Source organism: Bacillus sp. FJAT-45037 (genome assembly GCF_002797325.1).
Taxonomy (GTDB): domain Bacteria; phylum Bacillota; class Bacilli; order Bacillales; family Bacillaceae_D; genus Alkalihalophilus.
In genome coordinates this window covers 2,863,576-2,889,111 of sequence record NZ_KZ454938.1, presented here as the reverse complement: position 1 = coordinate 2,889,111, position 25,536 = coordinate 2,863,576, and the positions used below count along the sequence as shown (strand labels likewise).

Below are 25,536 nucleotides of genomic sequence, written 5' to 3'. Positions count from 1 at the left end.
TGATCTGCTCGATACTTTCACTCATGTTAATAGATCATTACAAAAGACTTTTTAAAAGAATTTATAAAAAGAGTGATCCATCTTTAATCTCCTTACGTTAGCTCATTGAGACTACAAAACACAAAGGGAGTGAGAAACATGAGTTTTAAAAAGAAGATGAAGAAACTATTAATCCCAGTCCTTAGCTTGTCACTAGTCGTACCTACTTTTGCACAGGCCCATGATCACCAACCAATGATCTCGACTCCGGCATCAGATTTGAGAGCTGACTTAGATTACTTACTATCCGAGCACTTTGCTTTGGCTGTGACTGCGATGACAAAGGCATATGATGAAGCAGACGATTGGGAGGCAGCAGAAGCTGCACTTGATCAAAATGCACAAGACATGACACCTGCCATTGCATCAATCTATGGGGAAGACGGAGCAGCAGAGTTTGAGAGAATTTTTAGAGGACATAATGATTACACTGATGATATTGTTCAAGCAACAAAAGATCAAGATATGGAAGCACGGGCAGCAGCAGAGGAAGAAGTAGAAGAATTTGTCGTTGAATTCTCAACATTCCTTGGTGCTGCGACAGAAGGAAATCTTCCTCAAGAAGCAGCAGAAGATGCGATTCGTCTTCATGAAGCTCAAGTATTAAATACATTTGATTACTATGTAGCTGGGGAGTACGAAAATGCGTACCAAACATTCCGTGAAGGGTATGCTCATATGTACGACATCAGTAAAGCATTATCTGGTGCAATCGTCGCTCAAATGCCTGAAATGTTTGATGGCTCAACCGTTGATGCTCCTGCTTCTGAATTACGCTCTATATTAAATATGTTAGCTTCAGAACACTTTGCTTTAGCAGCGATCGGAATGCAAAAAGGATATGATCAAGCTCCTGATTATGATTTTGTTAGCTGGGCTGAAGATATGAACACTGCAGATTTTAAAGCAGCAATGGCTTCTATCTACGGAGATGAAGGTGCTGCGCAATTTGAACAAGTATGGCAAGCAGATCACATTGATGCACAAGCCAATCTTGTAAGTGCAACACTAGCAAATGATGAAGATGCAGCTTATACAGCACGTGCCCAACTCTACGATTTTGCAGAGAGCTTTGGAGCATTTTTAAGTGTGGCAACAGAAGGGAATTTACCTGAAGCTGACGCTGTAGCAGCAATCAGTGCCCATGAAGACCTAGTAGTAAAAACATTTGATGAGTATGTGGCTGGTGACTTCAATGCATCATACGAAACATTCCGTGAAGGCTTTGCGTTTATGTTTGGTGTAGGCGAAGCGTTAGGTGGAGCCATTGTTAACCAAATGCCGGATCAATTCCACGCTGAAATGATGCCAGAGAAGATGCCAAAAACAGGAATGGGCGGAGCAAGTGAGCAGAGTGGACTTTCTGCTGCAAGCTACGCATTATTCGGAGCACTTCTATTGTTAACATCCGTGTTTATGATCCGCCGCAAGGTTGCAACAAACGAATAATTATAGCTTAGGGTGAGGAAGAAGAGTAGGGTGGTTCTACTCTTTTTTTCCCTATCAATTTAGAAAGGGAGGCGGTGATAATGCTCAAGCAAAGGGCCATGTTGATAGTAGGATTCGGTTGTATGATGCTCGCTCTTTATCAACTATATTGGTGGAGCAATACGAGTAATGCTACGACATCGATCGAGCCACAAAACCAAATTCAAGCACAGGAAATTGATGAAATGGTGATAGAAGAACCGCTCGATCGTGTATTAGATGGAGAGTTTACCGTGTTAGATTTTGATCAATTTGAACAAGAGAAAGCAGAAGTGGAGATACAAGGGATCCAGCCTAGTCGAATTCAAATCCCATCAATTGAAGTTGATGCGAGGACAGAAGAGGTAGGTGTGCTAGACAATGGTGAAATGGGTGTTCCTGAAGAGATTGATCAAGTTGGATGGTTTGAGCCAGGCACGAAACCAGGGAACGTAGGGAATGCCGTGATGGCAGGCCATGTTGACAGCCGTACAGGCCCAGCCATTTTCTTTCGTCTAGATGAGTTAGAAGAAGGCGATGAAGTAATTGTTTCAAGTGATAGCGATGAGACGTATACATTTGTAGTGACAGGTAAAGAAAGTTATCCCTATGATTCGGCGCCGATTGCAGAGATTTTTGGCCGGAGTGATACAAGGAACCTGAATTTAATTACATGTACAGGGACCTTTAATCGCTCAGTCGGAACGCATGAGGAAAGGTTAGTCGTATTTACAGAGTTGAAAGAGGATGAAACCATACCTGAACCGCCTCCTGCTCCATCAAATGTAGCACTCAACGGACTCCTGCTCTCATGGCATGCTGTGCGAGATCAAGCTGTGGTTGGGTATCGTGTGTATCAAAGTGAAAATGGTGAAACATTCGATCATGTCGCAAGTATTTCAGCTCATGAAAGAAAGAGCTACCTTCTTGAAATGGACCAATTCACAGAGCTTTATGTTACTTCTGTTGATAGAGATGGTTCTGAATCGGAACGTTCAGAGTTGATAAAAAATAGATAAATGAAGATTGCTCCTATCGACCTTGAGGTAGGGGTCTCTTTCTTTTTTTGTTTAAAGTGGGTCATTATGCTATTCTAAAATGAATTATACATAGCATGAAAATGATAATTGGAAGAGGCGAGAATAATGGCTAAATTATTTATTTTACTCGGAAGCATTGTGATGGGACTATCTGTAGCAATTGGAGCATTTGGCGCACACGGACTTGAACCAAGATTATCTGAGCGAATGATGAAGAATTTCCAAACTGGTGTTCAATATCATATGATTCACGGAATTGGGCTCTTATTTGTAGGAGTTATTGCCTTAAAATTAACGAATTCTAGTCTATTAAATGGAGCTGGATGGAGCTTTTTAATCGGTATTATTCTATTCTCTGGAAGTCTTTACGCGATGGCCTTAACAGGCGTAACCAAGCTTGGGGCGATCACTCCTCTTGGTGGTTTGGCATTTATTATCGGTTGGGTACTTGTAGGCTTAGCAGTTGTACGAGGGTTATAAAAGACGAAAAGCGCCGCTGCTATGAACGCAGAGGCGCTTATTTTCATCATCAACGCGGGGAATATTGAGCAAGTGGTGCTCCTTGCCCTACTTGCAATCCGTTAAATGGATATTCATATTCAATCGGCTCATCAAAGGTTACATAATCTAGATTGACCATTAAGAGCAGGTAATACATGCCTGTTTCCGGATCACTAATGACGATATGGTCACGACCAGCTTCCTCCACTCTACCTATGAAGATCTTAGCGTTCCACTCTTCATTATTTTCAAAGGTCATGTAAAACGTACCAATCTTTCCGCGGTTTAAACGAAGGATGTTTTCAATAAATGATTGCTCGATTGGTAGCATGCCGCCGCCCATTTGCTGTTGTTGAATAAACCCGGGAATTTGATAGTTTTGTGCAGAGAAAAACTGACCTTGACCTTGTTGGCCTTGTTGAGCTGGCTGTTGTTGCATTTGTGCTCCTTGCATTGGTTGGTTATAAGCTTGTTGTGTACCCATCGCCTGATTTTTATCATCCTGTTGCTGTGGGAATTGCTGATTCCAATTTTGATGCACTATTCATCGCCCCTTTTTCTAGTCTAATTATGTTATTTTTCCATATTCTTACTGATGTACGTTGTATTTTCGTCTATTCATAAAGTTTCTGAAGCGGATGCGCGCAAAGTATGGACGCTTTCGAGCGAAATGGTTGCTTTTTCGCGCAAGGTTGAGCCATTTTCGCGCAAATCTATGGGCTTTCCGCGCAAATGCAGCAATAAAATGGAAAAAAAGTAACCGCCCTCCATTTCATACGCCACTAAACGAGCCCTTCCGCTTTTTTTGTCTAATATGTGTTGTAGACTTCTTCGCATTCGGATGCTAGTGGTGTGTAAAAGCAGTGTGCTTTGTAGCGGCCGGAATTCCATTGGCCCCACCATTGTGCCGGGCATGGTCCGTCTGGTCTGAAGAACCATAGTGCAAATTCAGCTGGGTACGCGCGTTCTCCGTTGACGGCTCGTCGTGCTAATCGTTTGTCTCGTTCTCTTGAATGTTGATAAAAGTAGCTTTTTTGGACCGCTTCAAATCCGCCTGGTGACTGAAAGGCCATTTGTGGAACAGATGTGACGTTACTGAAATCTAGACACCCTACGCGTACGCGGTTCACCATGACATTTCCAGCCATCATCATTCCTTGTTCACCTTCGCCTTCAGCTTCGGCGCGCATTAGTCGAGCAAGGATGTCGATATCATTTGAGTTCGTTTTAATGACTGCGATTTTTCCCACCTCCATTCAAAGTTGATGTATGCCATCTTGTTGTGAGGTTCCCACTTCGAGGAGCGTTTTGCCACGCCTCAAGTTATAAAGGGCAGTAAGGTTGGCGAAAGCATAACTGTTACTTGACTATATGAAAGGGGGAGACGGCTTATTCCAAATTGATAGAAAAAGAGGAAGTGCTCAATAAAAAACACATCGAATGTGCATTAACGGGTTTACTTCAGAGGTGCAAACAAGCCATTCACAAGCAAAAACACAAGTGATTTCTACTATGAAATCACTTGTGTTTTTTGTTGATATATCAATGTTTTATCACTAAATAGACATGAAATCACAAAGTCATTCACACAGGTGGAAATAAATATTTCCTTCTTGTGATTTCGCTGCGATTTATCATGTGAATGTCATTGTAAAAAAGAAGAAATTGGATATTTGTGTTAAAATAAATGAAAGGAATAAACAGACTTTGCGAATTAATGCACTTAAAGTAACGAGCAGAAGAGTTTAAGTAGATTGTTTTATATTGTTAAAGAAATAAGAGAGGTGGATATTTATTGAAAAACCTTATATTGCTTATTCTTTGTTTATCTTTGATTACAGGTTGCGCTAATTTTGAAAGAGGAAAAGAAATTAGACTCATGGGTCAAATGAAACCTGATGAAGAAAATCACTATCATCTATATTCTTTTTGGAGTGCATTACCTTCTGAAAACTGGGAAGAAACAGAAACAAATGAGGACCTTAGAAGAGAATTTGAAACTTACTTTTCATTTAATGTTCCAGTAGGAAAGTTACATTTATATTCATATCTCTTCCCTGATTCCAGTAAGTTTGATGATTATGTTGAAGTTTTGGGAATAAATGAGTTCCCGACATTTGTTATTTTAGATAATGAAGGGGTTGTATTAAAGACAAACGATGCAAATGAACTAATAGCGTTTATAGATGACTTGCCTGATATCTTTTCTGAAGAATCGTAGTTTATTGTGCTAACGGATGCGTTATTTCAACAAGCAAATATGATTGTTAAAGGCACGAAGAACAAATTCTTCGTGCCTTTTTCACTGTGATTTGGGTTGTGAAAGTTGTGTGCTTTAACATGTGATTTTATCTGTATTTTTCCTTTTTGCACCTCACAAGTAAACCCGTTAAATGTGCATTCGATGTGTTTTCTCGTACTTTATTTTACTCAGCTAATGGTACACGATGTTTCGGCTGTGATTGTAGAACGTTTTTCTTTGTCGTTTGTTGACTCCGTTTGGCTATTTCACCTTTGAAGTAGCTGATGACTCGAGCAGTCACAGCAATTGAGACAATGGAGGCGAGGCCCCGAACAAGTCCGACTGTGTAAAAGCTAGTCATCACGACAGCGAAATCGAAGACGAATGTTGTCTTACCGGGGTCGAAATTCCAGCGCTTTTGCAAGAACAGAGCAAGGATGTTGGCTCCCCCTAAAGAAGATCCGTTCATAAAGAGAAGTGAAAGCCCAATTCCAATTACGAGTCCACCGACGATCGCACCAATCCAGATTGGTATAGAGAATGCGGGAAGGAAATAATCAATCCCTGTAACAAGAGACAACAAGCTAACAGAAATAATCGTTGTAAATGTGAAATTCCAACCCATTCGTACCATAGAAAATATATAAAATGGAATATTAATTAAGAAGAATGTTAAACCAAAAGGAAGACTAAAGAGATACGCAACACTTAGTGAAAGTCCAGCAGTTCCGCCCGTAACAATATTGGCATGTTTTAAAAGAATCACACCAAAGCTTGTGATGACAATTGCTAGAAAGATCATCGACCATTTTTTCATACGCTTCACACCCTCACAAAAATTTAAAAGACCGCACAGTATACTAACTATAATTTTAATCTGTATTTAGGTCTTTTTGCATAGTATAATGAATGAAAAATATTGATTTCTCATTCGAAGTGAAGGGTTTTTATCCATTTTTAAATCAAAATGAAAAGGTGTGAGCGTATGGACCGAATAGATAGCAGATTATTAGAATTGATCCAAGAAAATTCACGGACAACTATTAGTGAGCTTTCCAAGGAATTAGCGTTAAGTCGGCCTAGTGTGTCAGAGAGACTGCAGAGGTTGCATGAAAAAGGAGTGATCGAGGAGTACACAGCTAGAATTTCATTACCAGCCGTCGGACGTGAGATCTTACTGATCATTTTAGTTAGTGGCTTAAAGGTGCCTTTGCAAGAATTTGAAGAGTTGGTCAAAAAAGAAGAGAAAATCATTGAATGTCATAGGGTGACAGGGGAAGTGAGTTATTTTTTAAAGGCGGCCGTTCCCTCGATGAATAGCATGAGGATCTTAATTGATTCTCTGATCCCGTTTGGAAATATTAATACGTCAACAGTCATTGGTTCACCTGTTCCATACCGTGCTGTCCTGCCACTTCGAGAAGAAACATAAACAAGCTGGCTTCCGCGGAAGTCAGAGAACGATGGAAGAGGAACCTTTGTCCAATATGTGAGTTGATACTTTTAAGGAATTCCGCTTGCTCAACTTTTTCAAATCCCTCGGCAATGATTTTGTAGGTGATGTTATGACCTAAGTTACTGATCGCCGCTTTATTCGGTTTGGTTAAAGGATGTTGAATAAAAGAGCGGTTACTTTTAAGTAATGGGGATGGAACTTTGTATCATTAGAACTGATATTATTAATCATGTAAATTGTTAGATATAAGTAAAAAAAGACTGACTTTGAGTGAATCTCAAAGTCAGTCTTATCAAATTTTTAAACGTGGAAAAAGCCCGGTAGGTTTTCTTGTGTCAGAATGTTTCCGACATAGAATGAACCGAATTCTCCGAAACGTGCAGACACTTCATCAAAACGCATTTCATAGACGAGTTTTTTAAATTGAAGAACGTCATCAGCAAATAATGTGACGCCCCATTCCCAATCATCAAAACCAACCGATCCTGTAATGACTTGCTTAACTTTTCCTGCATAACTGCGACCGATCATTCCGTGGCTACGCATCATCGCACGACGGTCTTCCATTGATGCCATGTACCAGTTATCATCGCCTTCCCGACGCTTGTCCATTGGATAGAAGCAAATATGCTTTGCTTTAGGAAGCTCTGGATACAGGCGAGCACGTACATGAGGGTTTTCGTATGGATCTTCGTCGCTCTCACCAGCCATGTAGTTACTAAGCTCGACAACCGAGACATAAGAGTAAGTTGGAATGGTAAACTCAGCAAAACGTGTTTTATTGAAGGCATTTTCAATCTCGTTTATTTCTTCCATCGTTGGGCGAAGTAACATGAACATCATGTCTGCTTTTTGGCCAACGACTGTGTAGACTGCATGGCTTCCGTTGCCCGCTTTTTCAGCTACACCCCATTTTTCTAGCATCGTCATAAATTCATTGACGATTTGTTGGCGTTCTTCAGAAGATAATGTTTTCCATGCTGGCCAGTTGATTGTACGGAAATCATGTAGACAATACCAACCATCAAGTGTTTTAGCAGCTTCATTCATTTTAGAACACTCCTTTACATCTGTATGTATAGTTAATTTTTATGAACGTTCATCACTCGTTACTATACCATAAACGATACTAATCCAAAAATAACAAAGGCCAAAGTATAGATCACTTTGGCCCGAAATGTCATCCTCTGTTCACAAACTGCATTACAGCTTGCTTGTGTTCCTTTGTTGCACCAGCAATCCGTTGTGTTTCAACTTCTGTTTCAAGTACGTCAGCTAAGCTTTGGCTAAAGCCCTCGCGGAAATTTTTCTTCATTAGACCGAACGCAACAAGGGATACCGATTTTAAATGTTCAACCAATTTCTCTGGTGTACCTACTTGGTTAATCAAGTTAATACGTTCGGCTTCCTCTGCGGAAATGATCTCTCCTAGTGCTAGCTCCGTTGCCTTACCTAGACCAACGAGGCGAGGGAGGAAATAAGATGCACCAGCATCAGGTACTAGACCAATTTTCATGAAGCCTAACCCAAGCTTTGCTTCTCTTGCTGCGACACGATAATCACATGCGAGTGCAATGCTCAGTCCAGCACCGACAGCGATTCCATTGATGTGCGCCACAATCGGCTTTTTAATGTTCATCATTTGTAAGATTAGCTTATTGTAGGTTTCGCGTAGGTAATACCCGTAATCAAGCGAGCCAACTTCTTCAGTGGCGATGCTCTTTAAGTCAGCTCCTGCGCTAAACGCGCCATCCGATCCTTCAAGAACTATGACCTTTACGGACTCATCACGATTAGCTTCATCAAATGCACGATATAGAGCTGCATGCATATCGGTGTCTAGCGCATTTTTTACATGTGGGCGATTCAACGTAATGGTTGCCACTTGATCTAATACATTGTACAAAACGATTTCTTGACTCATTTCCTCACGCTCCTTGTTTTCTTGTAGTTATCGATCTCAGTAATATCGACGGTTCGTATTGAATTTCGACACATACTTGAAATATCCTTTGTAAATCCTAAGAAGGTTGAAAGCGTTTCACCCTAGATGTAGTAAGCAAATGGGCTCTGAACGCTTGATGTGTATGAGTTTTTAAAAAATTTACACTTTAATAACATTGAGACAAGCGGTTCCTTTTTATAGATAACAGGAGTATCCTTGTTGTATATATCAATGTTCGAGCATGAAGAGGGAGGAATAAATCGTGAGTGATTTATTTAAAGAAATTACCGAGAAAGTTGAAAAACACCAACCGACAATCGTTTTACCTGAAGGAACGGATGAGCGTGTCTTAGAAGCAGCGGCAAAATTAGCAGCGGATAAAGTCGTAAAACCAGTTCTTATTGGAAATAAAGAAGAGATCAAAGCGAAAGCAAGCGAACAAGGAATTACACTAGGAGAAGGTGTAGTCATTCTTGATCCGCATAATTATGAGGGAATGGACGAGATGGTTCAATCCTTTGTTGAACGTCGTAAAGGAAAAGAAACAGAAGAGAGCGCACGAGAGAAACTTGTTGATGTGAACTACTTCGGGACAATGCTTGTTCATATGGGGAAAGCAGACGGTCTTGTGAGTGGTGCTGCTCACTCTACAGGAGATACAGTACGTCCGGCACTTCAAATCATCAAAACACAACCAGGCATTAAGCGTACATCTGGTGTGTTCGTTATGGTAAAAGAAGAGCAAAAGTTCGTATTCGGAGATTGCGCAATCAACATTGCACCAAACAGTGAAGAGTTAGCAGAAATCGCTATTGCGACAGCTGAAACAGCAAAAGTATTTGGTCTTGATCCGAAGGTTGCGATGCTAAGCTTCTCAACAAAAGGTTCAGCTTCTTCAATCGAAACGAAAAAAGTATCAGAAGCAACGAAGCTCGCTCAAGAGGCACGTCCTGATTTAGTGATTGATGGAGAGTTCCAATTTGATGCAGCTTTTGTACCTGCTGTCGCTCAAAAGAAAGCACCAGACTCCCCACTTCAAGGACAAGCAAATGTATTCATCTTCCCAAGTCTTGAATCAGGAAACTTAGGATACAAAATTGCCCAACGCCTAGGTGGTTACGACGCAATCGGACCAATCCTACAAGGGTTAAACAAACCAGTCAACGACCTATCACGCGGCTGTAACGCAGCAGATGTGTACAAGCTATCACTCATCACAGCCATGCAAGCCATCAACCAACAAGCGTAAAGAGAAAGAAAAGCGGAAGGGCTCGCTAAGCGGCGATGAAATAGAGGGTGATTACCTCTTTTTCCATTTTCTTGCTGCGTTTGCGCGAAAAGCGGCTCTATATGCGCGGAAATGATTTGATCTTGCGCGGAACAACCGGTAGTTCGCGCGGAAATGTAGACGATTCGCGCGAAACTCCCTCATATAGCGATTCAGCAAAAAAACATCCAAGCGATTTTGGTCGCTTGGATGTTTTTTATTTATTCTTCGAGAGCTTCGATCACTTTTAAAGCAGTACTTTCACTCGACATTGGGTTTTGCCCCGTAATGAGGTTCCCGTCTCGAACGGAGAACGCCGTCCATTTATCACCTGAAACAAATTCTCCGCCACGCTCGCGCAGTGTTTCTTCAAGCATGAATGGCATTTGCTCTTCAAGTTGCATTTCTTTTTCTTCTTCATCTGTAAAGCCATTTACTTTTTTGCCTTTGACAAGCGGCGTACCGTCTTTGTACGTCACATTGACTAAACCGGCTGGTCCGTGGCAAACAGCGGCGATAATTTTGTTTTCTTCCGCTAAGGTTTGGATCACTGATAGCAATATTTCATTGTCTGGGAAATCAAACATTGTCCCATGTCCACCAGGAAGGAAGATAGCATCATATTCACTTGTGAACTCACCGGTGAGCTTTTTTGTGTCATTTAACAGAGCTTTAGCTTCGGTCCATTCGGGTTTATCTGCACCTTCTAGGCTATTTGGATCAAGTGGAACATCGCCACCTGAAATGCTGGTCACATGAACAGTATGTCCTCTCTCTTTAAAAAGGTTATATGGAACGGCAAATTCTTCTAACCATAACCCAGTTTTCTGATTACTCGTAATCGTTGTATGATTGGTCACAACCATTAAAATACGTTTAGACATGAAACATCCTCCTCGTCTATTTTCAAGATGTACATAAATAAGGTTCCCTTACGACAAGTAATCAAACATAAAAAAAACCGATGCTCACATTGTGTGTAGGCATCGGTTATTGCGTTCTGTGACTCGTATATAGTTCTGCTCATAGCGTGACATTTCATCAGCGCTTAATGTAGCATTCGTAAGGCGAGCTCCTTGCTGCTGCATCGTTTGTAGCGTGCGTAGTAAAACATTTTGTACTGTTAATTCCGCGTCGAGTAACTCAGACAAGGAGGCCATCGTTTCAGGTTGAATACGAGGGTACTCAAATTTCACTTGAGCGCCCTGTACGGCTCGGTGATAGAACTCACGAATAACCTCCGCGCGTGTGGAACCACTCCCTGTAAGACAAAGGTAAATTTGTACAGCCACGCCACCACGGATGCGGCGTTGTGATATCCCAGCAAATTTACGACCATCAATACTTAAATCATAACTTCCAGGACAATAGGACCCAACAATTTCATAAGCCTCAATCTTCATCTGATAAGGGGCAAAAATCTCTCTAATTAGGTCGAACATTAAATCGTAGCCCGCATGAATTGAGATGCCTTTATCTTCTTTCATAATGAGTGATAGGTTAAGGACACCCTCATCAAGCACTACCGCTAACCCACCTGAGTTGCGGACAATGACGTTGTAGCCGAACCCTTTTAAATAGTTTATTCCATCATTTATATGTGGGAGACGACTATCTTGAGTACCGAGGACAATCGTGTCATGGTGCACCCAGCTTCTAAGAGTAGAAACTTGATCCGATTGACCGGCTGAAGCACATAATGTGTCGTCATAAGCAAACGATTGAAGGGCATTAAAATTCAGTCCTAGAGTCGAGTGATCCAAAAACCTCCATGTGTTGGTAAATGTTGTAGCTCCTGCGTTTGTCATGGTGGTGATCTCCTTTAAACATACGTAATTATTCATTATTATATCATGGTTGCCTTCCTTCAGTTTTGGTTCCTTCATTTTTTTAGATTGCGGCAATTCAAGAGTGTGATATACTGTTGAATAGTCCGTGTAAAAAACGGACATTATGCAGACAAACAAACTTTCGCGTTGAATAGATTATCTAAAAATAGAAAGGGTTATGATGATGGCAAACGAGTTTCGTATTTGTGACGAATGCCAAGCGACAAACATTAAGACATTGGTGCCACGCTTAAAGAAAGTCGATCCCGCCGCTGAGATCGACGTGCGTTGTCAATCCTACTGTGGACCAGGCCGAAAAAAGTCATTTGTATTCGTAAATAACCGCCCCGTGGCAGCACCTGATGAAGATCAAGTGTTAGAGAAAGTACAGAAAAAGTTGAAAAAATAAACTTCCTGACTTATTCTTTAAGTCAGGATTTGTTTTAAGGAAATGGACAAAAAATGTCGACCATTACTTTTTGGTTCATTTTAGTTTGTGTCAAGGTAATGGTGGGTATAGAAATAGAATGTCAAATTTTCTTAAAAATTAGATTATGCGATGATAGGCAAGATGAAGAGGAGATGGTTTCATATGAGCTTAACAAAAAAGATCTTAATAGCTCTTTTGCTAGGGGTAGGGGTAGGATTAGCCTTTAATGCATGGGCGCCTGGCGCATTCGAAGTAGCAGACGCCTATTTCTTGACACCACTCGGGCAGCTTTTTCTTAAATTAATTACCATGCTTGTTGTTCCTTTAGTATTCTTTTCTATTGTACTTGGTACAGCAGGAATGGGCGACCCGAAAAAGTTAGGTCGGATTGGTGGTAAGACGGTCGGGTATTATTTACTGACTACGACGATTGCTTTAGTAATTGGTTTAACGGTAGCATTTATTATTCAACCAGGTGATCCTGGATTGATGGGTGATGCGACAGAAGAGTTCTCAGCACAAGAACCACCACCTGTTATGGAAACATTACTTAATATCATTCCATCTAACCCTATTGAAGCTTTAGCAGCAGGTGAAATGCTTCAGATTATCGCATTTGCGGTATTGATTGGTCTAGCGATGGCCAAACTGGGGGATAAGACTCGTGGTGTGATGAGGTTAATGGAACAAGGTAATGAGATCATGATGTATCTTGTGACAATTGCAATGAAGCTTGCGCCATACGGAGCATTTGCTTTAATTGCTTCAGCACTCGGTCAACAAGGCTTTGATGTGTTGTCTTCGATGCTGATGTATATGCTAGCAGTTACTTTAGGTCTATTCATACATGCACTGGTCACATATGGAGGCTTTGTTGCATTTTTTGCTAAGCAAAACCCAATTCACTTCTTTAAAAACTTCTTCCCGGCTATGACTGTAGCATTTAGTACGTCAAGTAGTAGTGCTACGTTACCTGTGTCGATGAAAACGGCACAAGAAAAGCTAGGCGTATCAAAGCCTGTTTCAAGCTTTGTGCAACCACTTGGTGCAACGATTAACATGGACGGGACGGCGATTATGCAAGCTGTCGCGACAGTGTTTATCGCACAAGTGTATGCGATCCAGTTATCGACAGGAGATCTACTGACAATCGTACTAACAGCAACATTAGCAAGTATCGGAACAGCCGGTGTACCTGGGGTTGGAATGATCATGCTTGCGATGGTTTTATCTTCAGTTGGTTTACCAGTCGAAGGAATTGCTCTTGTACTAGCGGTTGATCGTATTTTAGATATGCTACGAACAGCTGTCAACATTACGGGTGATGCTTCATGTGCGCTCATTGTCGATCGTACAGAAGAAAAGCACCGTACCGTGAAAAAACAAGCAAGCCAAGCTTTATAAGAATCAAGAAAAGGCGTATGAGACGAATCGTGCTTATACGCTTTCTTGCGTGAGAGAATAATAATTATGCAAACCAAATCCAAACAGTAGGAGTTAAAAAAATGAACAATTATATGATGAAGATTCAATATGACGGTAGCCGTTACAACGGATGGCAAAGACTAGGAAATACAGACAATACGATTCAAGGAAAGATTGAAGCGGTGTTGTCAAAATTATTTGAAACGGAAATTGAGATTGTCGGAAGTGGAAGAACAGATGCAGGGGTCCATGCGCTTGCTCAAGTGGCCAATTTCAAGGCGAAAACAAAAATAGATGACAGAGAGATTGAAAAATACTTGAATCGATTCTTACCTCAAGACATTAGCATTACAGAAATTCGATCGGTGAATGAACGCTACCATGCAAGGTACAATGTGGCGGGTAAGACATACTTATATAAAATTTGGAATGCACCGCATCCACAGCCGTTCATGCGCAAGTATAGTTTGCATATCGAGCAACCGCTGGATGTGAACGAAATGAAAAAAGCAGCGGATCACTTTCTTGGCGAGCACGATTTCACATCTTTTTCGAATGCGAAATCACAGAAAAAGTCCAACGTGCGCACCGTAGATTCCATTGAATGGGATATGGTTGACGGGATGATCCATATTCGAGTGACAGGAGAAGGATTCTTGTACAATATGGTTCGAAAAATGGTTGGGACGATGATTGAAGTTGGTCTTGGTCGAGTAAAAGCTGATGATGTAGCCGATTTTCTTGCTGCAAAAGAGCGTAGTCTTGTTCGTCACATGGCAGAGGCACGCGGGCTATACTTAGAGAAAGTAGAACAAAAAAAGGGATACTAATCTTCATTAAGAACTTGTAAAGAATCCTAGATGAGGCGACAGAATCATGGTCTTTCTGTATAATAGAGGCACTAGAATGAACGGATAGAGAGGGAAATGGCCATGACGACTCCATATTATGGACAACTTGAAGAAGAGAAAGTATTTAAAGATCCTGTGCACCGTTATATTCATGTGCGTGATGAATTAATCTGGGCGCTGATTGGAACGAAGGAATTTCAACGTTTAAGACGAATCCGTCAACTTGGAACGACTTACGTCACATTCCATGGTGCAGAGCATACGCGGTTCAATCACTCACTAGGGGTCTATGAGATCACACGACGCATTGTCGATGTGTTCAAAGGACGCCCTCACTGGGATGAGGATGAACGTCTTCTAAGCCTTAGTGCAGCTTTATTGCATGATGTCGGTCATGGGCCTTTTTCTCATTCATTTGAAAAGGTCTTCGATATGGACCATGAAGAGTGGACACGTGAAATTATTTTAGGGGATACAGAAATTAATGAAGTCCTCTCGAATGTCTCTAAGGACTTTCCTCAAGCTGTGGCCGATGTCATCGAGAAGACGTATTCCAACAAGCTTGTCACAAGCATTATCTCAAGCCAAATTGATGCCGATCGTATGGATTACTTGCAACGGGATGCCTATTATACAGGGGTAAGCTATGGCCACTTTGATATGGAAAGAATTCTTCGTGTGATGCGCCCGATGGAAGATCAAGTTGTGATCAAACAGAGTGGAATGCATGCGGTCGAGGACTATATTATGAGTCGGTACCAGATGTACTGGCAAGTATATTTCCACCCAGTTACGCGCAGTGCGGAAGTGATTTTAACGAAAATCTTTAAGCGTGCAAAGGAGCTTCATCTAAACGGGTATGAGTTTAAGCAAAAGCCTGAACATTTTCATTCTTTTTTTTATGAAAAAGGGAGCTTGAAGGATTATTTACGATTAGATGAGGCGATAACCCTCTATTATTTTCAAATTTGGGAGGAAGAAGAGGATCGCATTTTAAAGGATCTTTGTGTACGATTCAATAACAGACGCCTGTTCAAATATGTCGAATTCAACCCAAATCAACGAATGAATGACTGGCCGGAATTGCAAGAGCTGTTTAAAAAAGCAGATCTCAATCCAGACTACTATTTAGTTGTTGATTCCTCCTCAGACTTGCCTTATGATTTTTATCGTCCTGGAGAAGAAGAGGAACGTTTACCGATTCACCTCGTCTTGCCAAACGGAAAGATCCGTGAGTTATCAAGAGAGTCCGATGTCGTTGAAGCGATATCTGGTAAGAAGCGAACAGATCATAAATTGTACTTTCCGCTCGACTGCTTAGAGGACGTGCGCGAACATAAAGAGATTAAACAGCGGATACTCGAGATTTTACAGAAATAAGGGGGAGTGAAGGTTGTTAAAAGACCACGCAAATGTTATGGCGGTCTTTTTGCAAGCAGGTGAGGTTGTTGGCCGAAAAAAGCTGCAAAAGATTATATACATTGCTAAAAAGATGAACCTCTCCTTTTCTGAGAGATACAAATTCCACATGTTCGGACCGTACTCAGAGGAATTATCGCTTAGAATGGAAGAGCTATGTAATCTTGGCTTTGTTGCTGAAACAAAAGAAGATAAAGGCAATTATTATCAGTATCGCTATGCCCTATCATCTGAGGGTTCGAAGTTTTTAAATATGTATCAATTTGACTTACCAGAAGTGAGACCGTTGTTCGAAAGCTTGAACGAACAAAGCTCACGGTTCTTAGAGCTCGTATCGACACTGTTGTATTTTGACGAACTTGCACGTGATGAGGTCAAGGAAAAAGTTCAAACTCTAAAACGCAAACAAAACTATTCAGATGAAGATTTTGAAAAAGCCTATACCTATATTGAGTCGATCGAAAGTTTGGTTCAGTAGAGTAGATGATATATGTAGGCAGCTCTTAAAAAAGGTCTGAGCCGGGATGCGGCTCAGACCTTTTTTGCTTACTGATCAGACGGACGCTTTCCACCAACACCGAAGTTAGTAGACTTCATCTCATCAATGATGACAGAAATACGTTCTGCAGGTGCTCCTGTTGTTTCCGAGACTGCATCTGTCACCTTCTCTACTAGTGCTCTCTTTTGATCATCTGTACGGCCTTCTAAAAGTTGTACGGTTACGATAGGCATAATAATCGCTCCTTTATGTATGAATACACTCATTTTATCAAACATTTTCAGAACAAACGAGGATTGTGTATAATGAGGGGAGAAAAATAGAACGAGAGCATAAAGTGATTAAGATAGATATGAGAAAGAAAGGATGAGCGAGAATGGATTTATTAAACAATGATAATTTGAAAAAGAAGACAGGTGGCTTCACTATTTTAAGTGGCGACTCGACATCAGGCCATGGTGGCTACGGAGCGGGTGTCATGAACTTAGACAATATTTCACCTATTTTCGTTGACCCAGCAGAGGGAGAAGCTTTTGTAGACATGGGTGCTCTTCATGCCCGTTCTGCGGTAGAAAAGCGCATTAAGTTCTTACCAAACAAAGAAGATGTGCCAAATGGTAAGCTATACTGGCTCGTTTGGGTAGCGATTCAATATAAAGATAGCAAGCCTTACTATGCTGGAGTAGCTGGGTGTGAGATGACGGTTGATACGGAAATTCGTCGAGGCTACAAGAGTTTACCTGAACATGTAAATAGAATGGATAAATCATTAAAAGGTCAGATCATTGTAGAGGGTATGGACGATGTATCAAAAAAGATCCTTGCCAATTTCTTGAAATCTCACAATGAAGAGATGTGGAAACACTCGGACAAAGCGTTACATGAAGCTCTTCTCGGTTTGGGAGAATAATAATATCGATTTGTAAATAGCAAATAGTAAACAAGTTTGAACGATTTTTGAACACTGAACTGCCTACTTGAGCTTTTTGCTTAGAGAGAGTAAACTTGAGGTAGTATAAAAACACATTTATACTAGGACACGAAAAAGCACGGAAGCCACTTGGCTTTCGTGCTTTTTTACATTTACATAAAAAAGAAGTGAATTGTACGAATGTACACTAGATCGGTTCACAGCCAATACTTTAAATCAGCCCTCGATAAATACTTGTTTAAGCTTCATGCAGATAAGGAATACTATTTGTACAAACTATTTAAAGGGGCTGTTTAGGAATGAATCAAGAGGAACTAAAGTCAAAAATTCTTGAAGTGCTAAGCAATCAAAAGGTCGGTACATTGGCTACAGTCAAAGATAATAAGCCGCATTCCCGTTATATGTCGTTTTATAATGAAGATTTCACATTGTTCTCGCCAACAGATAAAGATACGCATAAAGCAGAAGAGATCGAACAAAATCCACATGTACATATCTTGCTCGGTTATGACGGAGAAGGATATGGCGATCAATACGTTGAAATAGAAGGAAAGGCATTAATCCGTGACTCAGCAGATCTCAAAAAGAAGATTTGGAATGAGCAATTTGAAAGATGGTTTGATGGACCAGAAGACCCTTCGTACATTGTGCTAGAGATCAAACCAACGATGATACGCTTAATGAATAGCGGAGAAGAACCGAAAGTGTTAGAGCTATAAATGAATTAAGTCGACCTGCACTGGAATGTCAGTGTAGGTCGACTTGTTTTATTGGCCAAACCATCTAAAAAACTTATCGATTAAGCGTTCGTCTTCGTGCGTGTCTTCATCAATGACTTCGGTTCCGTCTGCTTTTGCGGTTTCTGGACAGGTTTTTGTCGGTTCAGTTCCTTCAACAAAATACGTTAACCGACTTTTTGGGCACGTCTCTGATGCGACATAGCCACTTTGAGGGTTCATTGCTACAGCGACGACGCCGTCTGGCTTAGTGAAGGGGAGTGTCATCTCATCCTTTAAAGCATGTTCGGTGAAATTCGCCCAAATATTTTTCGAGATCTGGCCTTCGGTTCGCTGATCAATCGTTCGTATACGATCATACCCAACCCAAACTCCTGTTACGAGTTGCGGTGTGTAACCAATCATCCAGCTATCTGTAGGAGTCGATCCACTTTTCCCTGCGACTGGACGACTTAATAGATGGGAGACAGAGCCTCCAGTAACCGAGGCGTGGCTTGCTGATAAGTTAGGCTCAAACATACCGGTCATGAGATCGGTCATAATAAAGGCAAGCTTAGGATCGAGAACTTGAACTCGTTCAAAGGGACTTTCATACAATACTTTGCCATTTAAATCGACCACTTTTCGGATGAAGCGTGGTTGAACGTTATAGCCTCCGTTGGCAAAAGGGCTATAGCCTCTGACCATTTCAATTAGATTAACATCCGCCGCACCAAGAGCAAGAGAGGGATGATAATGAAGAGGGCTCTCAATCCCGACTCTCTCTGCTACATCAATTACTTTCTCAGCTCCTAGAACTAGAAGCGTTTTAACAGCGTAAATATTGTCCGAATAAGCAATAGCTTGAAGCAACGTCACAAAATCATTGGCATAGGAATGGTTAAAGTTGCTTGGCGCATACGGCTCTTTATTCCCAATTTCAAAGGATGATTCCTCACTAAGCAGTGTAGAAGCTGCTGTTGAACCATTTTCTAGGGCAGCATAATATAAAAACGCTTTAAAGGTTGAGCCAGACTGTCTGTTTGATTCTGCACGGTTAAAAGGGCTTAGTTGATAATCGCGCCCCCCTATCATTGCTTTCACATCACCTGTTCGAGGGTCCATCGCGACGAGCCCGGTTTGTAAGATGAGTGCTTGCTTTTCTTTCTCTGTTAACCCAGCTTGTAATGCCTCTTTTGGAATAGGTGGCATCGCCTGTTCGACCCATTTTTCAGCTTCTTCTTGCATCGCAGGATCAAGCGTCGTATAGACTCTCAGTCCGCCTGCTTCAATGCGTGAAGGGTCGATCCCCGCTTCCGATACTAGTTGTTTTTCGACGAAGTCTTGAAAGTAAGGCCCTATCTGACGGCTGCTAGCTACCTCTGTTGTTTCATAATTTAGTACCTCACTCTTTGCAGTTGTCGCTTCTGCTCTTGTAATTTTTCCTGTTTCAACCATGGCATCTAAGATAAGTTCTTGGCGAAGTTTAGCCCGGATCTCGTTTGAGAATGGTGAGTAATAACTAGGGCCTTTTGGAATCCCAGCTAACATACTTGCTTCTGCTAACGTTAGGTCGGCTGCGTCTTTATCAAAAAATCTATGGGCGGCAGCTTGAATCCCATAGGCGCCATGACCATAATAAATCGTATTTAAATAGCCTTCTAAAATTTGATCCTTATCGTAATTCATTTCGAGACGCAAAGAATAGATTAATTCATTCCATTTTCTAGCCCATGTTTTCTCAGACGTTAAATATAAGTTCTTGGCGTACTGCTGCGTGATCGTACTAGCCCCTTGAGATCTCTCTCTTGAGCGGATGTTGGCCATGACGGCTCCACCAATACGTACAGGATCAAATCCGATATGTTCATAAAACTTCCGATCTTCAATAGCGATGGTGGCATCAATCACAAGAGGAGAAATTTCATGAATTGGAACAAAGGTCCGATCATTCCCCTGCAAGCTAGCCCCCATTGTTGTATCATCATTCGCCAGATATTCTGTCGTTTGTGCCACACTTAAAGGAGGCGGACCTTGCATTTTAGCATAAGACATCAGTGCGACGGCTCCCCCTGCTGAAGCGACTAAGCCAACTAAGAGCAAGCGAAAAAACAGTCGCAGCAAATTTCTGCGTCTTTTTTGTCTTCGATCGATGATGACTTGCATATGTGTCACCTCATTTAAAGTCAGGATGGATACAGAGTGTCTAGCTCTGTCGTCTTACCATTTTCGTCCTTTTTTATACGTTTTAAACATAGGGCTATTAAGTGGGTTTAAATTTTGCTTGCTTTTTTAATGGTTTCCTATATACTTTCTTTTGTTATACTCTAACGAGGTCTAGATTTTTTGACCAACGCTGGAGGCAATTTGTGTGCGTAGCTTTTCTTATGATGAAATGAGTGAACTTGTGGAAGGATAAATAATACCTTCTGGCTTATCGGTCAATCAGTGTTGTAAAGATGGATACAACGGTTATATAAACGATGAAACAAGACTAATTTAGAGGTGATTGAGATGGAATTATGGTTCACAGAAAAACAAACAGAGCGTTTTGGTATCACAGCAAAAATTAAGCGTACATTACATAGCGAAAAAACAGATTTCCAACAACTTGATGTCGTTGAAACAGAAGAGTTCGGCAATATGCTTATTTTAGATGGCATGGTGATGACTACAGAGAAGGATGAGTTTGTCTATCATGAGATGGTCGCACATGTTCCTTTATTCACACACCCGAACCCAAAACATGTACTAGTTGTCGGTGGTGGCGATGGTGGAGTGATTCGCGAAGTGCTAAAGCACCCGTATGTGGAAAAAGCTACGCTTGTTGAGATCGATGGCAAAGTGATCGAGTACTCAAAAAAATTTTTACCGACTATTGCTGGGGCATTAGATGATGCGCGTGTTGATGTACAAGTCGATGATGGCTTCATGCATATTGCAAAAGCAGAGAGTGAATATGACGTCATCATGGTTGATTCAACAGAGCCAGTAGGACCAGCTGCAAAATTATTTGAAAGAGGATTCTATGAAGGGATTTCAAAAGCGCTTAAAGAAGACGGTATTTTTGTCGCTCAGACTGATAACCCTTGGTTCCATCAAGAGCTTCTTTCACAGGTTCAACGTGATGTTCGTGAAATCTTCCCGATTACACGTCTATACACAGCAAATATCCCAACGTATCCAAGTGGCCTTTGGACGTTCACAATCGGATCAAAGAAACATGATCCATTAGAGGTAAGCGAAGAACGCTTCCATGATATCGAAACAAAATACTACACAAAAGACCTTCACAAAGCATCGTTTGCTCTACCGAAATTTGTGGCTGATCTTGTGAAGTAAGGAGGAGTTCGTATGCGATTTGATGAAGCCTATTCTGGCAAAGTATTTATCATGAGTAACCCAAGTTATGCCGATGCAAAGGCTGTTATTTACGGGATGCCAATGGACTGGACCGTTTCTTTCCGTCCTGGCTCACGTTTTGGTCCGAACCGTATTCGTGAAGCTTCTCTAGGTCTTGAAGAGTATAGCCCTTATATGGACAAGCATCTAGAGGAAGTGAACTATTTTGATGCAGGAGATATCCCGCTTCCATTTGGAAACGCAGCTCGCAGCTTAGACCTTGTTGAAGAGTATGTGGATACATTATTAGCTGATGGAAAGTTTCCACTCGGATTAGGTGGAGAGCATTTACTGTCGTGGCCAATTTTTAAGGCGATGCATAAGAAATATGAAAACATGGCGATCATCCATATAGATGCTCATGCAGATTTACGTGAAGAGTATGAAGGCGAAGTCCTTTCGCACTCGACACCGATTCGTAAAGCATGTGGATTAATTGGTGCCGAAAACGTCTACTCATTCGGTATCCGTTCAGGTATGCGTGAAGAGTTCCAATTCGCAAAAGAATCAGGCATGCACATGTCTAAATTTGAAGTAGCTGAACCATTAAAGAAAATCTTACCAACACTCGCAGGACGCGACGTGTACGTAACGATCGACATCGATGTATTAGACCCATCATGTGCACCAGGAACCGGCACAGCAGAAGCAGGCGGAATCACATCAAAAGAATTATTAGAAGCGATTAAAGCCATCGCCGACTCTGACACCAACATCATCGGAGCCGACCTAGTCGAAGTAGCTCCAGCCTATGACCCAACCGAACAAACCCAAATCACCGCAAGCAAAATGATTAGAGAAATGCTATTAGGTTGGGTAAGGTAAAGAAAAGCGGAGGCGATTGTTCTGGGATGAGGGAAAACTAGGGGGAGCCAAAAGAAGTCGCTTTTTGACTTCGTTGGATGCACCGGTTTTACCCGAAGCCCAAAGAGCCGAAGCTAGCCAAGAAAAGCGGAGGCGATTGTTCTGCAACGTAGCTGAATTTCCAATTTTTTGCTCCGTTTGCGCGGAAACATTCTAAATTTGCGCGAAACACATTCTTCTTGACCCACGTAGCTTCCGAATGAACATATGAACTGACTGTAAGATGAGCGGTAAGGGACAATCGCTCATCTTTTTGTTTCCTTCACATAAAAAATAGAGTGAAATGTCCAATCTACAACTAGTAGTGAAGCTTTTTTAGCCGATTCACTCCAAAATGGACATACAGACGCAACAGAACCTTGCAACTAAGAGGTAAACTCGCTAAACTTGAATAATAGAAGACGAACCGGCCTACGAGCAGCGCATATGTAGGCAATGTACGGATAGAAAGGTGTCTAGCATTATGGATAAACCAACAAAAAGAACATTAAAAATGATCTTTCAAAACCGTATCCAACATGACGATCATACAGAATCTTATGAGTTCACTTCTAAAGGAGAACTCTATCATAAGGGTCGACAAGATTACTTGCGATTTGAAGAGGCTTTAACGAAAACAGAAACCGTTCAAACGACGATCAAGTGGGATGGACATGAGTTAATGTTAATTCGTCAAGGGACGGTTATCATGCGACAAGGATTTGTTTCTGGTAAAGAGACACTTGGTCGATATGTTACGCCAGAAGCATCTTGGGAGACAAAAGCAGACACAGACAAAGTCACCGTCGTGTGGCCAACCCATAATCAACGAGGGAAAATCCACATCAAATACCGATTTACATTACAGGGACAAGATGCGGGCGAACATGAAGTGCGATTGACATTAGAGGAGGACCAGTAAACGATGAACAGTGTTGAACATTTAAAACAAACATTAAAAGAAGAGATCAAAGCAGCTGTGATCGCTGCAGAACTAGCATCAGAAGAGCAGATTCCAGAAGTTGTCCTTGAGGCACCAAAAGACAAGGCGCATGGTGATTATGCGACAAATATGGCGATGCAGTTAGCGCGTGTGGCAAAAAAAGCTCCTCGCCAAATTGCCGAAGAACTAGTGGCGAAGTTAAATAAAGAGGCGGCTTCAATTGTCCAAGTCGATATTGCAGGGCCTGGATTTATTAACTTCTTTATGGACAAGAGTTACTTACGTAAAGTGATTCCGGCTGTGTTAAAAGCAGGAGAGAAGTATGGGGAAACGAACATTGGCAACGGTGAGAAGATTCAGGTGGAGTTTGTCTCAGCAAACCCTACAGGGAGCTTACACTTAGGCCATGCACGCGGAGCAGCTGTTGGAGATGCACTATGTAATGTGTTGGCTAAAGCAGGCTTTAATGTCGAGCGTGAATACTACATTAATGATGCTGGAAATCAAATTAACAACTTAGCGCTATCTCTTGAGGCACGTTATTTCCAAGCATTAGGACATGACAAAGATATGCCTGAAGAAGGATACCGTGGGAAAGATATAATAGAATTTGGGAAAGTCCTTGCAGAAGAACATGGAGATAAGTTTGTAGACGTCACAGCATCAGAACGTCGCGACTTTTTCCGTCAATATGGTCTTCAAAAAGAGCTAGACAAGATCAAAGAAGACTTAAAAGAATTCCGTGTCGAGTTTAATAGTTGGTTCTCAGAAACATCATTATATGAATCAAATAAAGTCATTGAAGTTCTTGACACATTAGAAGAAAAAGGCGAAACATATGAAAATGAGGGAGCAACTTGGTTCCGCTCAACGACTTATGGAGATGACAAGGATCGCGTGTTAATCAAAAATGATGGCACATATACGTACTTGACGCCAGATATTGCCTATCATCAAGATAAAATGCAACGTGGTTTTAACAAACTGATCAACATTTGGGGCGCAGATCACCACGGATATATCCCTCGTATGAGAGCTGCGATTCAAGCACTTGGTTATTCTGCGGAACAATTTGAAGTGCAGATCATTCAAATGGTTAGCTTGTATCAAGGCGGAGAGAAAGTGAAAATGAGTAAGCGTACAGGAAAAGCTGTGACCTTACGTGACCTAATGGAAGAAGTGGGAATTGATGCAGTTCGTTACTTCTTCGCGATGCGTAGTGCGGATTCTCAGTTAGATTTTGATATGGACCTTGCAGTGTCCAAGTCAAACGAAAACCCAGTATTCTACGTTCAATACGCACATGCACGTGTATGCAGCATGCTTCGCCAAGGTGACGAGCAAGGGTTAACGTTCGATCTAGACACAGACCTTTCAGCCGTTTCTACGGAGAAAGAATATGATCTCTTAAAGGCAATTGGTGATTTCCCTGCTGTGGTCGAAGAAGCAGCAGAAAAGCAAATGCCGCACCGAATTACCAACTATGCACATGATCTAGCTTCGGCTCTTCACAGTTTCTATAACGCAGAGCGAGTCATTGATGAAGCGGATAAAGCGAAGAGTCAAGCCCGTCTTGCTTTAATGAAAGCAACACAAATTACGATTCAAAACGCTTTGTCATTAGTTGGCGTTTCAGCACCAGAAAGAATGTAACAGAAGTAGAACTCCCTTTTCCTCTATTGGAAGGGGAGTTCGTTTTTGCTGAGTTGGGAAATCGATTACGTAAAAGGTGTAGTAGAGGAGGGTGAATCCATGGATATGATTATATGGGCATTAATTATTGTATTATTTATTGTCAGTTTCATTGGGTTGCTCTTTCCGATTGTTCCATCTGTTCTAGTCTTGTGGGCTGGTTTTCTCGTCTACTTGTTCTTGATCGACGGAGCAACATTTTCGATCTGGTTTTGGAGTGGCGCTGTTCTTTTTACGGTATTACTCTTTGCAGCGGATTTGATCGCGAGTCAATTTTTTGTTAAGAAGTATGGTGGTTCAAAATGGAGTGAGCGGATGGCTGCCATAGGAGTAATTGTCGGTTCATTTGTTATTCCGCCATTTGGCATTATCGTTGTTCCATTTGTTTTAGTTTTTACTGCCGAACTGATTACGGCCAAAGACGTAAAACAAGCTAGTTTAGTTGCCGTGGCTTCATTTTTTGCTTTTTTGAGTGGGACGCTAGCTAAATCGATTATTCAACTTGTTTTGATTATATGGTTCTTTATTGAAGTTTGGTTCTAAGTGAATAATTACGTATAGAACACACAAAGTAATGATAGAGACATCTCAGAAAGAAG

28 protein-coding genes are annotated in these 25,536 nt (G+C 41.4%); 18 read left to right on the top strand and 10 right to left on the bottom strand.

Annotated elements, in window-relative coordinates:
• Window positions 1-138: 138 nt before the first annotated feature.
• The 3 genes from CDZ88_RS14610 to CDZ88_RS14600 all read left to right on the top strand — a co-directional run bounded on the left by CDZ88_RS14610 (window position 139) and on the right by CDZ88_RS14600 (window position 3,026).
• Window positions 139-1,488, top strand: a complete 1,350-nt coding sequence (locus tag CDZ88_RS14610) for a copper amine oxidase (RefSeq protein ID WP_100374244.1) — start codon at window positions 139-141, stop codon at window positions 1,486-1,488.
• 80 nt (window positions 1,489-1,568) lie between these two features.
• Window positions 1,569-2,525, top strand: a complete 957-nt coding sequence (locus tag CDZ88_RS14605) for a class F sortase (RefSeq protein WP_100374243.1) — start codon at window positions 1,569-1,571, stop codon at window positions 2,523-2,525.
• A gap of 126 nt (window positions 2,526-2,651) precedes the next feature.
• Window positions 2,652-3,026 (top strand): DUF423 domain-containing protein, encoded by a 375-nt coding sequence (locus CDZ88_RS14600; RefSeq protein ID WP_100374242.1) that lies wholly within the window; start codon window positions 2,652-2,654, stop codon window positions 3,024-3,026.
• A gap of 49 nt (window positions 3,027-3,075) precedes the next feature.
• Here the strand turns inward: CDZ88_RS14600 and gerQ are convergent, their stop codons facing one another.
• The 3 genes from gerQ to CDZ88_RS14590 form a co-directional block, all read right to left on the bottom strand.
• Complete coding sequence (gerQ, locus tag CDZ88_RS14595) at window positions 3,076-3,588, bottom strand: spore coat protein GerQ (RefSeq protein WP_232718653.1); 513 nt, start codon at window positions 3,586-3,588, stop codon at window positions 3,076-3,078.
• A gap of 77 nt (window positions 3,589-3,665) precedes the next feature.
• Window positions 3,666-3,830, bottom strand: a complete 165-nt coding sequence (locus CDZ88_RS17500; RefSeq protein WP_157796570.1) for a hypothetical protein — start codon at window positions 3,828-3,830, stop codon at window positions 3,666-3,668.
• Window positions 3,831-3,856: 26 nt separating this feature from the next.
• The gene (locus tag CDZ88_RS14590; RefSeq protein ID WP_100374713.1) at window positions 3,857-4,288 is read right to left on the bottom strand and encodes a cell wall hydrolase; all 432 of its coding nucleotides are present in this window, start codon (window positions 4,286-4,288) and stop codon (window positions 3,857-3,859) included.
• 554 nt (window positions 4,289-4,842) lie between these two features.
• On the opposite strand from CDZ88_RS14590, the gene CDZ88_RS14585 reads away from it, so the two are divergent.
• On the top strand, window positions 4,843-5,268 hold the full coding sequence (locus CDZ88_RS14585; RefSeq protein ID WP_100374241.1) for a hypothetical protein: 426 nt from the start codon (window positions 4,843-4,845) through the stop codon (window positions 5,266-5,268).
• Between the two features lie 205 nt (window positions 5,269-5,473).
• Here the strand turns inward: CDZ88_RS14585 and CDZ88_RS14580 are convergent, their stop codons facing one another.
• A complete protein-coding gene (locus CDZ88_RS14580; RefSeq protein ID WP_100374240.1) occupies window positions 5,474-6,106 on the bottom strand; it encodes a YitT family protein in 633 nt (210 codons plus the stop codon).
• 168 nt (window positions 6,107-6,274) lie between these two features.
• Between CDZ88_RS14580 and CDZ88_RS14575 the strand changes: the two genes are divergently transcribed.
• Window positions 6,275-6,721 carry an Lrp/AsnC family transcriptional regulator gene (locus CDZ88_RS14575; protein WP_100374239.1) on the top strand — a complete coding sequence of 149 codons (447 nt, stop codon included), beginning with the start codon at window positions 6,275-6,277 and terminating at the stop codon, window positions 6,719-6,721.
• Between the two features lie 324 nt (window positions 6,722-7,045).
• On the opposite strand, the gene hemQ is transcribed toward CDZ88_RS14575, so the two are convergent.
• Both hemQ and CDZ88_RS14565 read right to left on the bottom strand, forming a co-directional pair.
• On the bottom strand, window positions 7,046-7,795 hold the full coding sequence (gene hemQ, locus CDZ88_RS14570) for a hydrogen peroxide-dependent heme synthase (RefSeq protein ID WP_100374238.1): 750 nt from the start codon (window positions 7,793-7,795) through the stop codon (window positions 7,046-7,048).
• A gap of 130 nt (window positions 7,796-7,925) precedes the next feature.
• Complete coding sequence (locus tag CDZ88_RS14565; protein WP_100374237.1) at window positions 7,926-8,669, bottom strand: enoyl-CoA hydratase/isomerase family protein; 744 nt, start codon at window positions 8,667-8,669, stop codon at window positions 7,926-7,928.
• Between the two features lie 283 nt (window positions 8,670-8,952).
• Here CDZ88_RS14565 and pta point away from each other — a divergent pair, with 283 nt between their 5' ends.
• Window positions 8,953-9,939: a phosphate acetyltransferase gene (gene pta, locus CDZ88_RS14560; RefSeq protein WP_100374236.1), complete on the top strand. Its 987-nt coding sequence runs from the start codon at window positions 8,953-8,955 to the stop codon at window positions 9,937-9,939.
• 239 nt (window positions 9,940-10,178) lie between these two features.
• Here pta and CDZ88_RS14555 read toward each other — a convergent pair whose 3' ends face one another.
• Both CDZ88_RS14555 and CDZ88_RS14550 read right to left on the bottom strand, forming a co-directional pair.
• The gene (locus CDZ88_RS14555; RefSeq protein ID WP_100374235.1) at window positions 10,179-10,841 is read right to left on the bottom strand and encodes a type 1 glutamine amidotransferase domain-containing protein; all 663 of its coding nucleotides are present in this window, start codon (window positions 10,839-10,841) and stop codon (window positions 10,179-10,181) included.
• A gap of 84 nt (window positions 10,842-10,925) precedes the next feature.
• Window positions 10,926-11,765: an octanoyl-[GcvH]:protein N-octanoyltransferase gene (locus CDZ88_RS14550; protein ID WP_100374234.1), complete on the bottom strand. Its 840-nt coding sequence runs from the start codon at window positions 11,763-11,765 to the stop codon at window positions 10,926-10,928.
• Between the two features lie 205 nt (window positions 11,766-11,970).
• Here CDZ88_RS14550 and CDZ88_RS14545 point away from each other — a divergent pair, with 205 nt between their 5' ends.
• From CDZ88_RS14545 to CDZ88_RS14525, 5 genes are all read left to right on the top strand, one after another.
• On the top strand, window positions 11,971-12,195 hold the full coding sequence (locus CDZ88_RS14545; protein WP_100374233.1) for a YuzB family protein: 225 nt from the start codon (window positions 11,971-11,973) through the stop codon (window positions 12,193-12,195).
• Window positions 12,196-12,378: 183 nt separating this feature from the next.
• Complete coding sequence (locus tag CDZ88_RS14540; protein WP_100374232.1) at window positions 12,379-13,620, top strand: dicarboxylate/amino acid:cation symporter; 1,242 nt, start codon at window positions 12,379-12,381, stop codon at window positions 13,618-13,620.
• 101 nt (window positions 13,621-13,721) lie between these two features.
• Window positions 13,722-14,471, top strand: coding sequence for a tRNA pseudouridine(38-40) synthase TruA (gene truA, locus CDZ88_RS14535; RefSeq protein WP_100374231.1), 750 nt, complete (start codon window positions 13,722-13,724; stop codon window positions 14,469-14,471).
• A 102-nt stretch (window positions 14,472-14,573) separates the two neighbouring features.
• Entirely contained in the window at window positions 14,574-15,872 is a 1,299-nt protein-coding gene (locus CDZ88_RS14530; protein ID WP_100374230.1) for an HD domain-containing protein, read from the top strand.
• Between the two features lie 13 nt (window positions 15,873-15,885).
• Window positions 15,886-16,389, top strand: a complete 504-nt coding sequence (locus tag CDZ88_RS14525; protein WP_100374229.1) for a YwgA family protein — start codon at window positions 15,886-15,888, stop codon at window positions 16,387-16,389.
• A 68-nt stretch (window positions 16,390-16,457) separates the two neighbouring features.
• Here the strand turns inward: CDZ88_RS14525 and CDZ88_RS14520 are convergent, their stop codons facing one another.
• Window positions 16,458-16,643 (bottom strand): 2-hydroxymuconate tautomerase, encoded by a 186-nt coding sequence (locus tag CDZ88_RS14520; protein WP_100374228.1) that lies wholly within the window; start codon window positions 16,641-16,643, stop codon window positions 16,458-16,460.
• 143 nt (window positions 16,644-16,786) lie between these two features.
• Between CDZ88_RS14520 and CDZ88_RS14515 the strand changes: the two genes are divergently transcribed.
• Both CDZ88_RS14515 and CDZ88_RS14510 read left to right on the top strand, forming a co-directional pair.
• Window positions 16,787-17,320 (top strand): YwhD family protein, encoded by a 534-nt coding sequence (locus CDZ88_RS14515; protein WP_100374227.1) that lies wholly within the window; start codon window positions 16,787-16,789, stop codon window positions 17,318-17,320.
• A gap of 320 nt (window positions 17,321-17,640) precedes the next feature.
• A complete protein-coding gene (locus CDZ88_RS14510; RefSeq protein ID WP_100374226.1) occupies window positions 17,641-18,060 on the top strand; it encodes a pyridoxamine 5'-phosphate oxidase family protein in 420 nt (139 codons plus the stop codon).
• Window positions 18,061-18,108: 48 nt separating this feature from the next.
• Here CDZ88_RS14510 and CDZ88_RS14505 read toward each other — a convergent pair whose 3' ends face one another.
• Window positions 18,109-20,223, bottom strand: coding sequence for a transglycosylase domain-containing protein (locus tag CDZ88_RS14505; RefSeq protein ID WP_100374225.1), 2,115 nt, complete (start codon window positions 20,221-20,223; stop codon window positions 18,109-18,111).
• A gap of 348 nt (window positions 20,224-20,571) precedes the next feature.
• Here CDZ88_RS14505 and speE point away from each other — a divergent pair, with 348 nt between their 5' ends.
• The 5 genes from speE (at window position 20,572) to CDZ88_RS14480 (ending at window position 25,480) form a co-directional block, all read left to right on the top strand.
• A complete protein-coding gene (gene speE, locus CDZ88_RS14500) occupies window positions 20,572-21,399 on the top strand; it encodes a spermidine synthase (RefSeq protein ID WP_100374224.1) in 828 nt (275 codons plus the stop codon).
• A gap of 12 nt (window positions 21,400-21,411) precedes the next feature.
• Window positions 21,412-22,284 carry an agmatinase gene (speB, locus tag CDZ88_RS14495; protein WP_100374223.1) on the top strand — a complete coding sequence of 291 codons (873 nt, stop codon included), beginning with the start codon at window positions 21,412-21,414 and terminating at the stop codon, window positions 22,282-22,284.
• A gap of 502 nt (window positions 22,285-22,786) precedes the next feature.
• Window positions 22,787-23,224, top strand: coding sequence for a YwiB family protein (locus tag CDZ88_RS14490; RefSeq protein WP_100374222.1), 438 nt, complete (start codon window positions 22,787-22,789; stop codon window positions 23,222-23,224).
• 3 nt (window positions 23,225-23,227) lie between these two features.
• A complete protein-coding gene (gene argS, locus CDZ88_RS14485; RefSeq protein WP_100374221.1) occupies window positions 23,228-24,898 on the top strand; it encodes an arginine--tRNA ligase in 1,671 nt (556 codons plus the stop codon).
• Between the two features lie 99 nt (window positions 24,899-24,997).
• The gene (locus tag CDZ88_RS14480) at window positions 24,998-25,480 is read left to right on the top strand and encodes a DUF456 domain-containing protein (RefSeq protein ID WP_100374220.1); all 483 of its coding nucleotides are present in this window, start codon (window positions 24,998-25,000) and stop codon (window positions 25,478-25,480) included.
• Window positions 25,481-25,536: the final 56 nt, after the last annotated feature.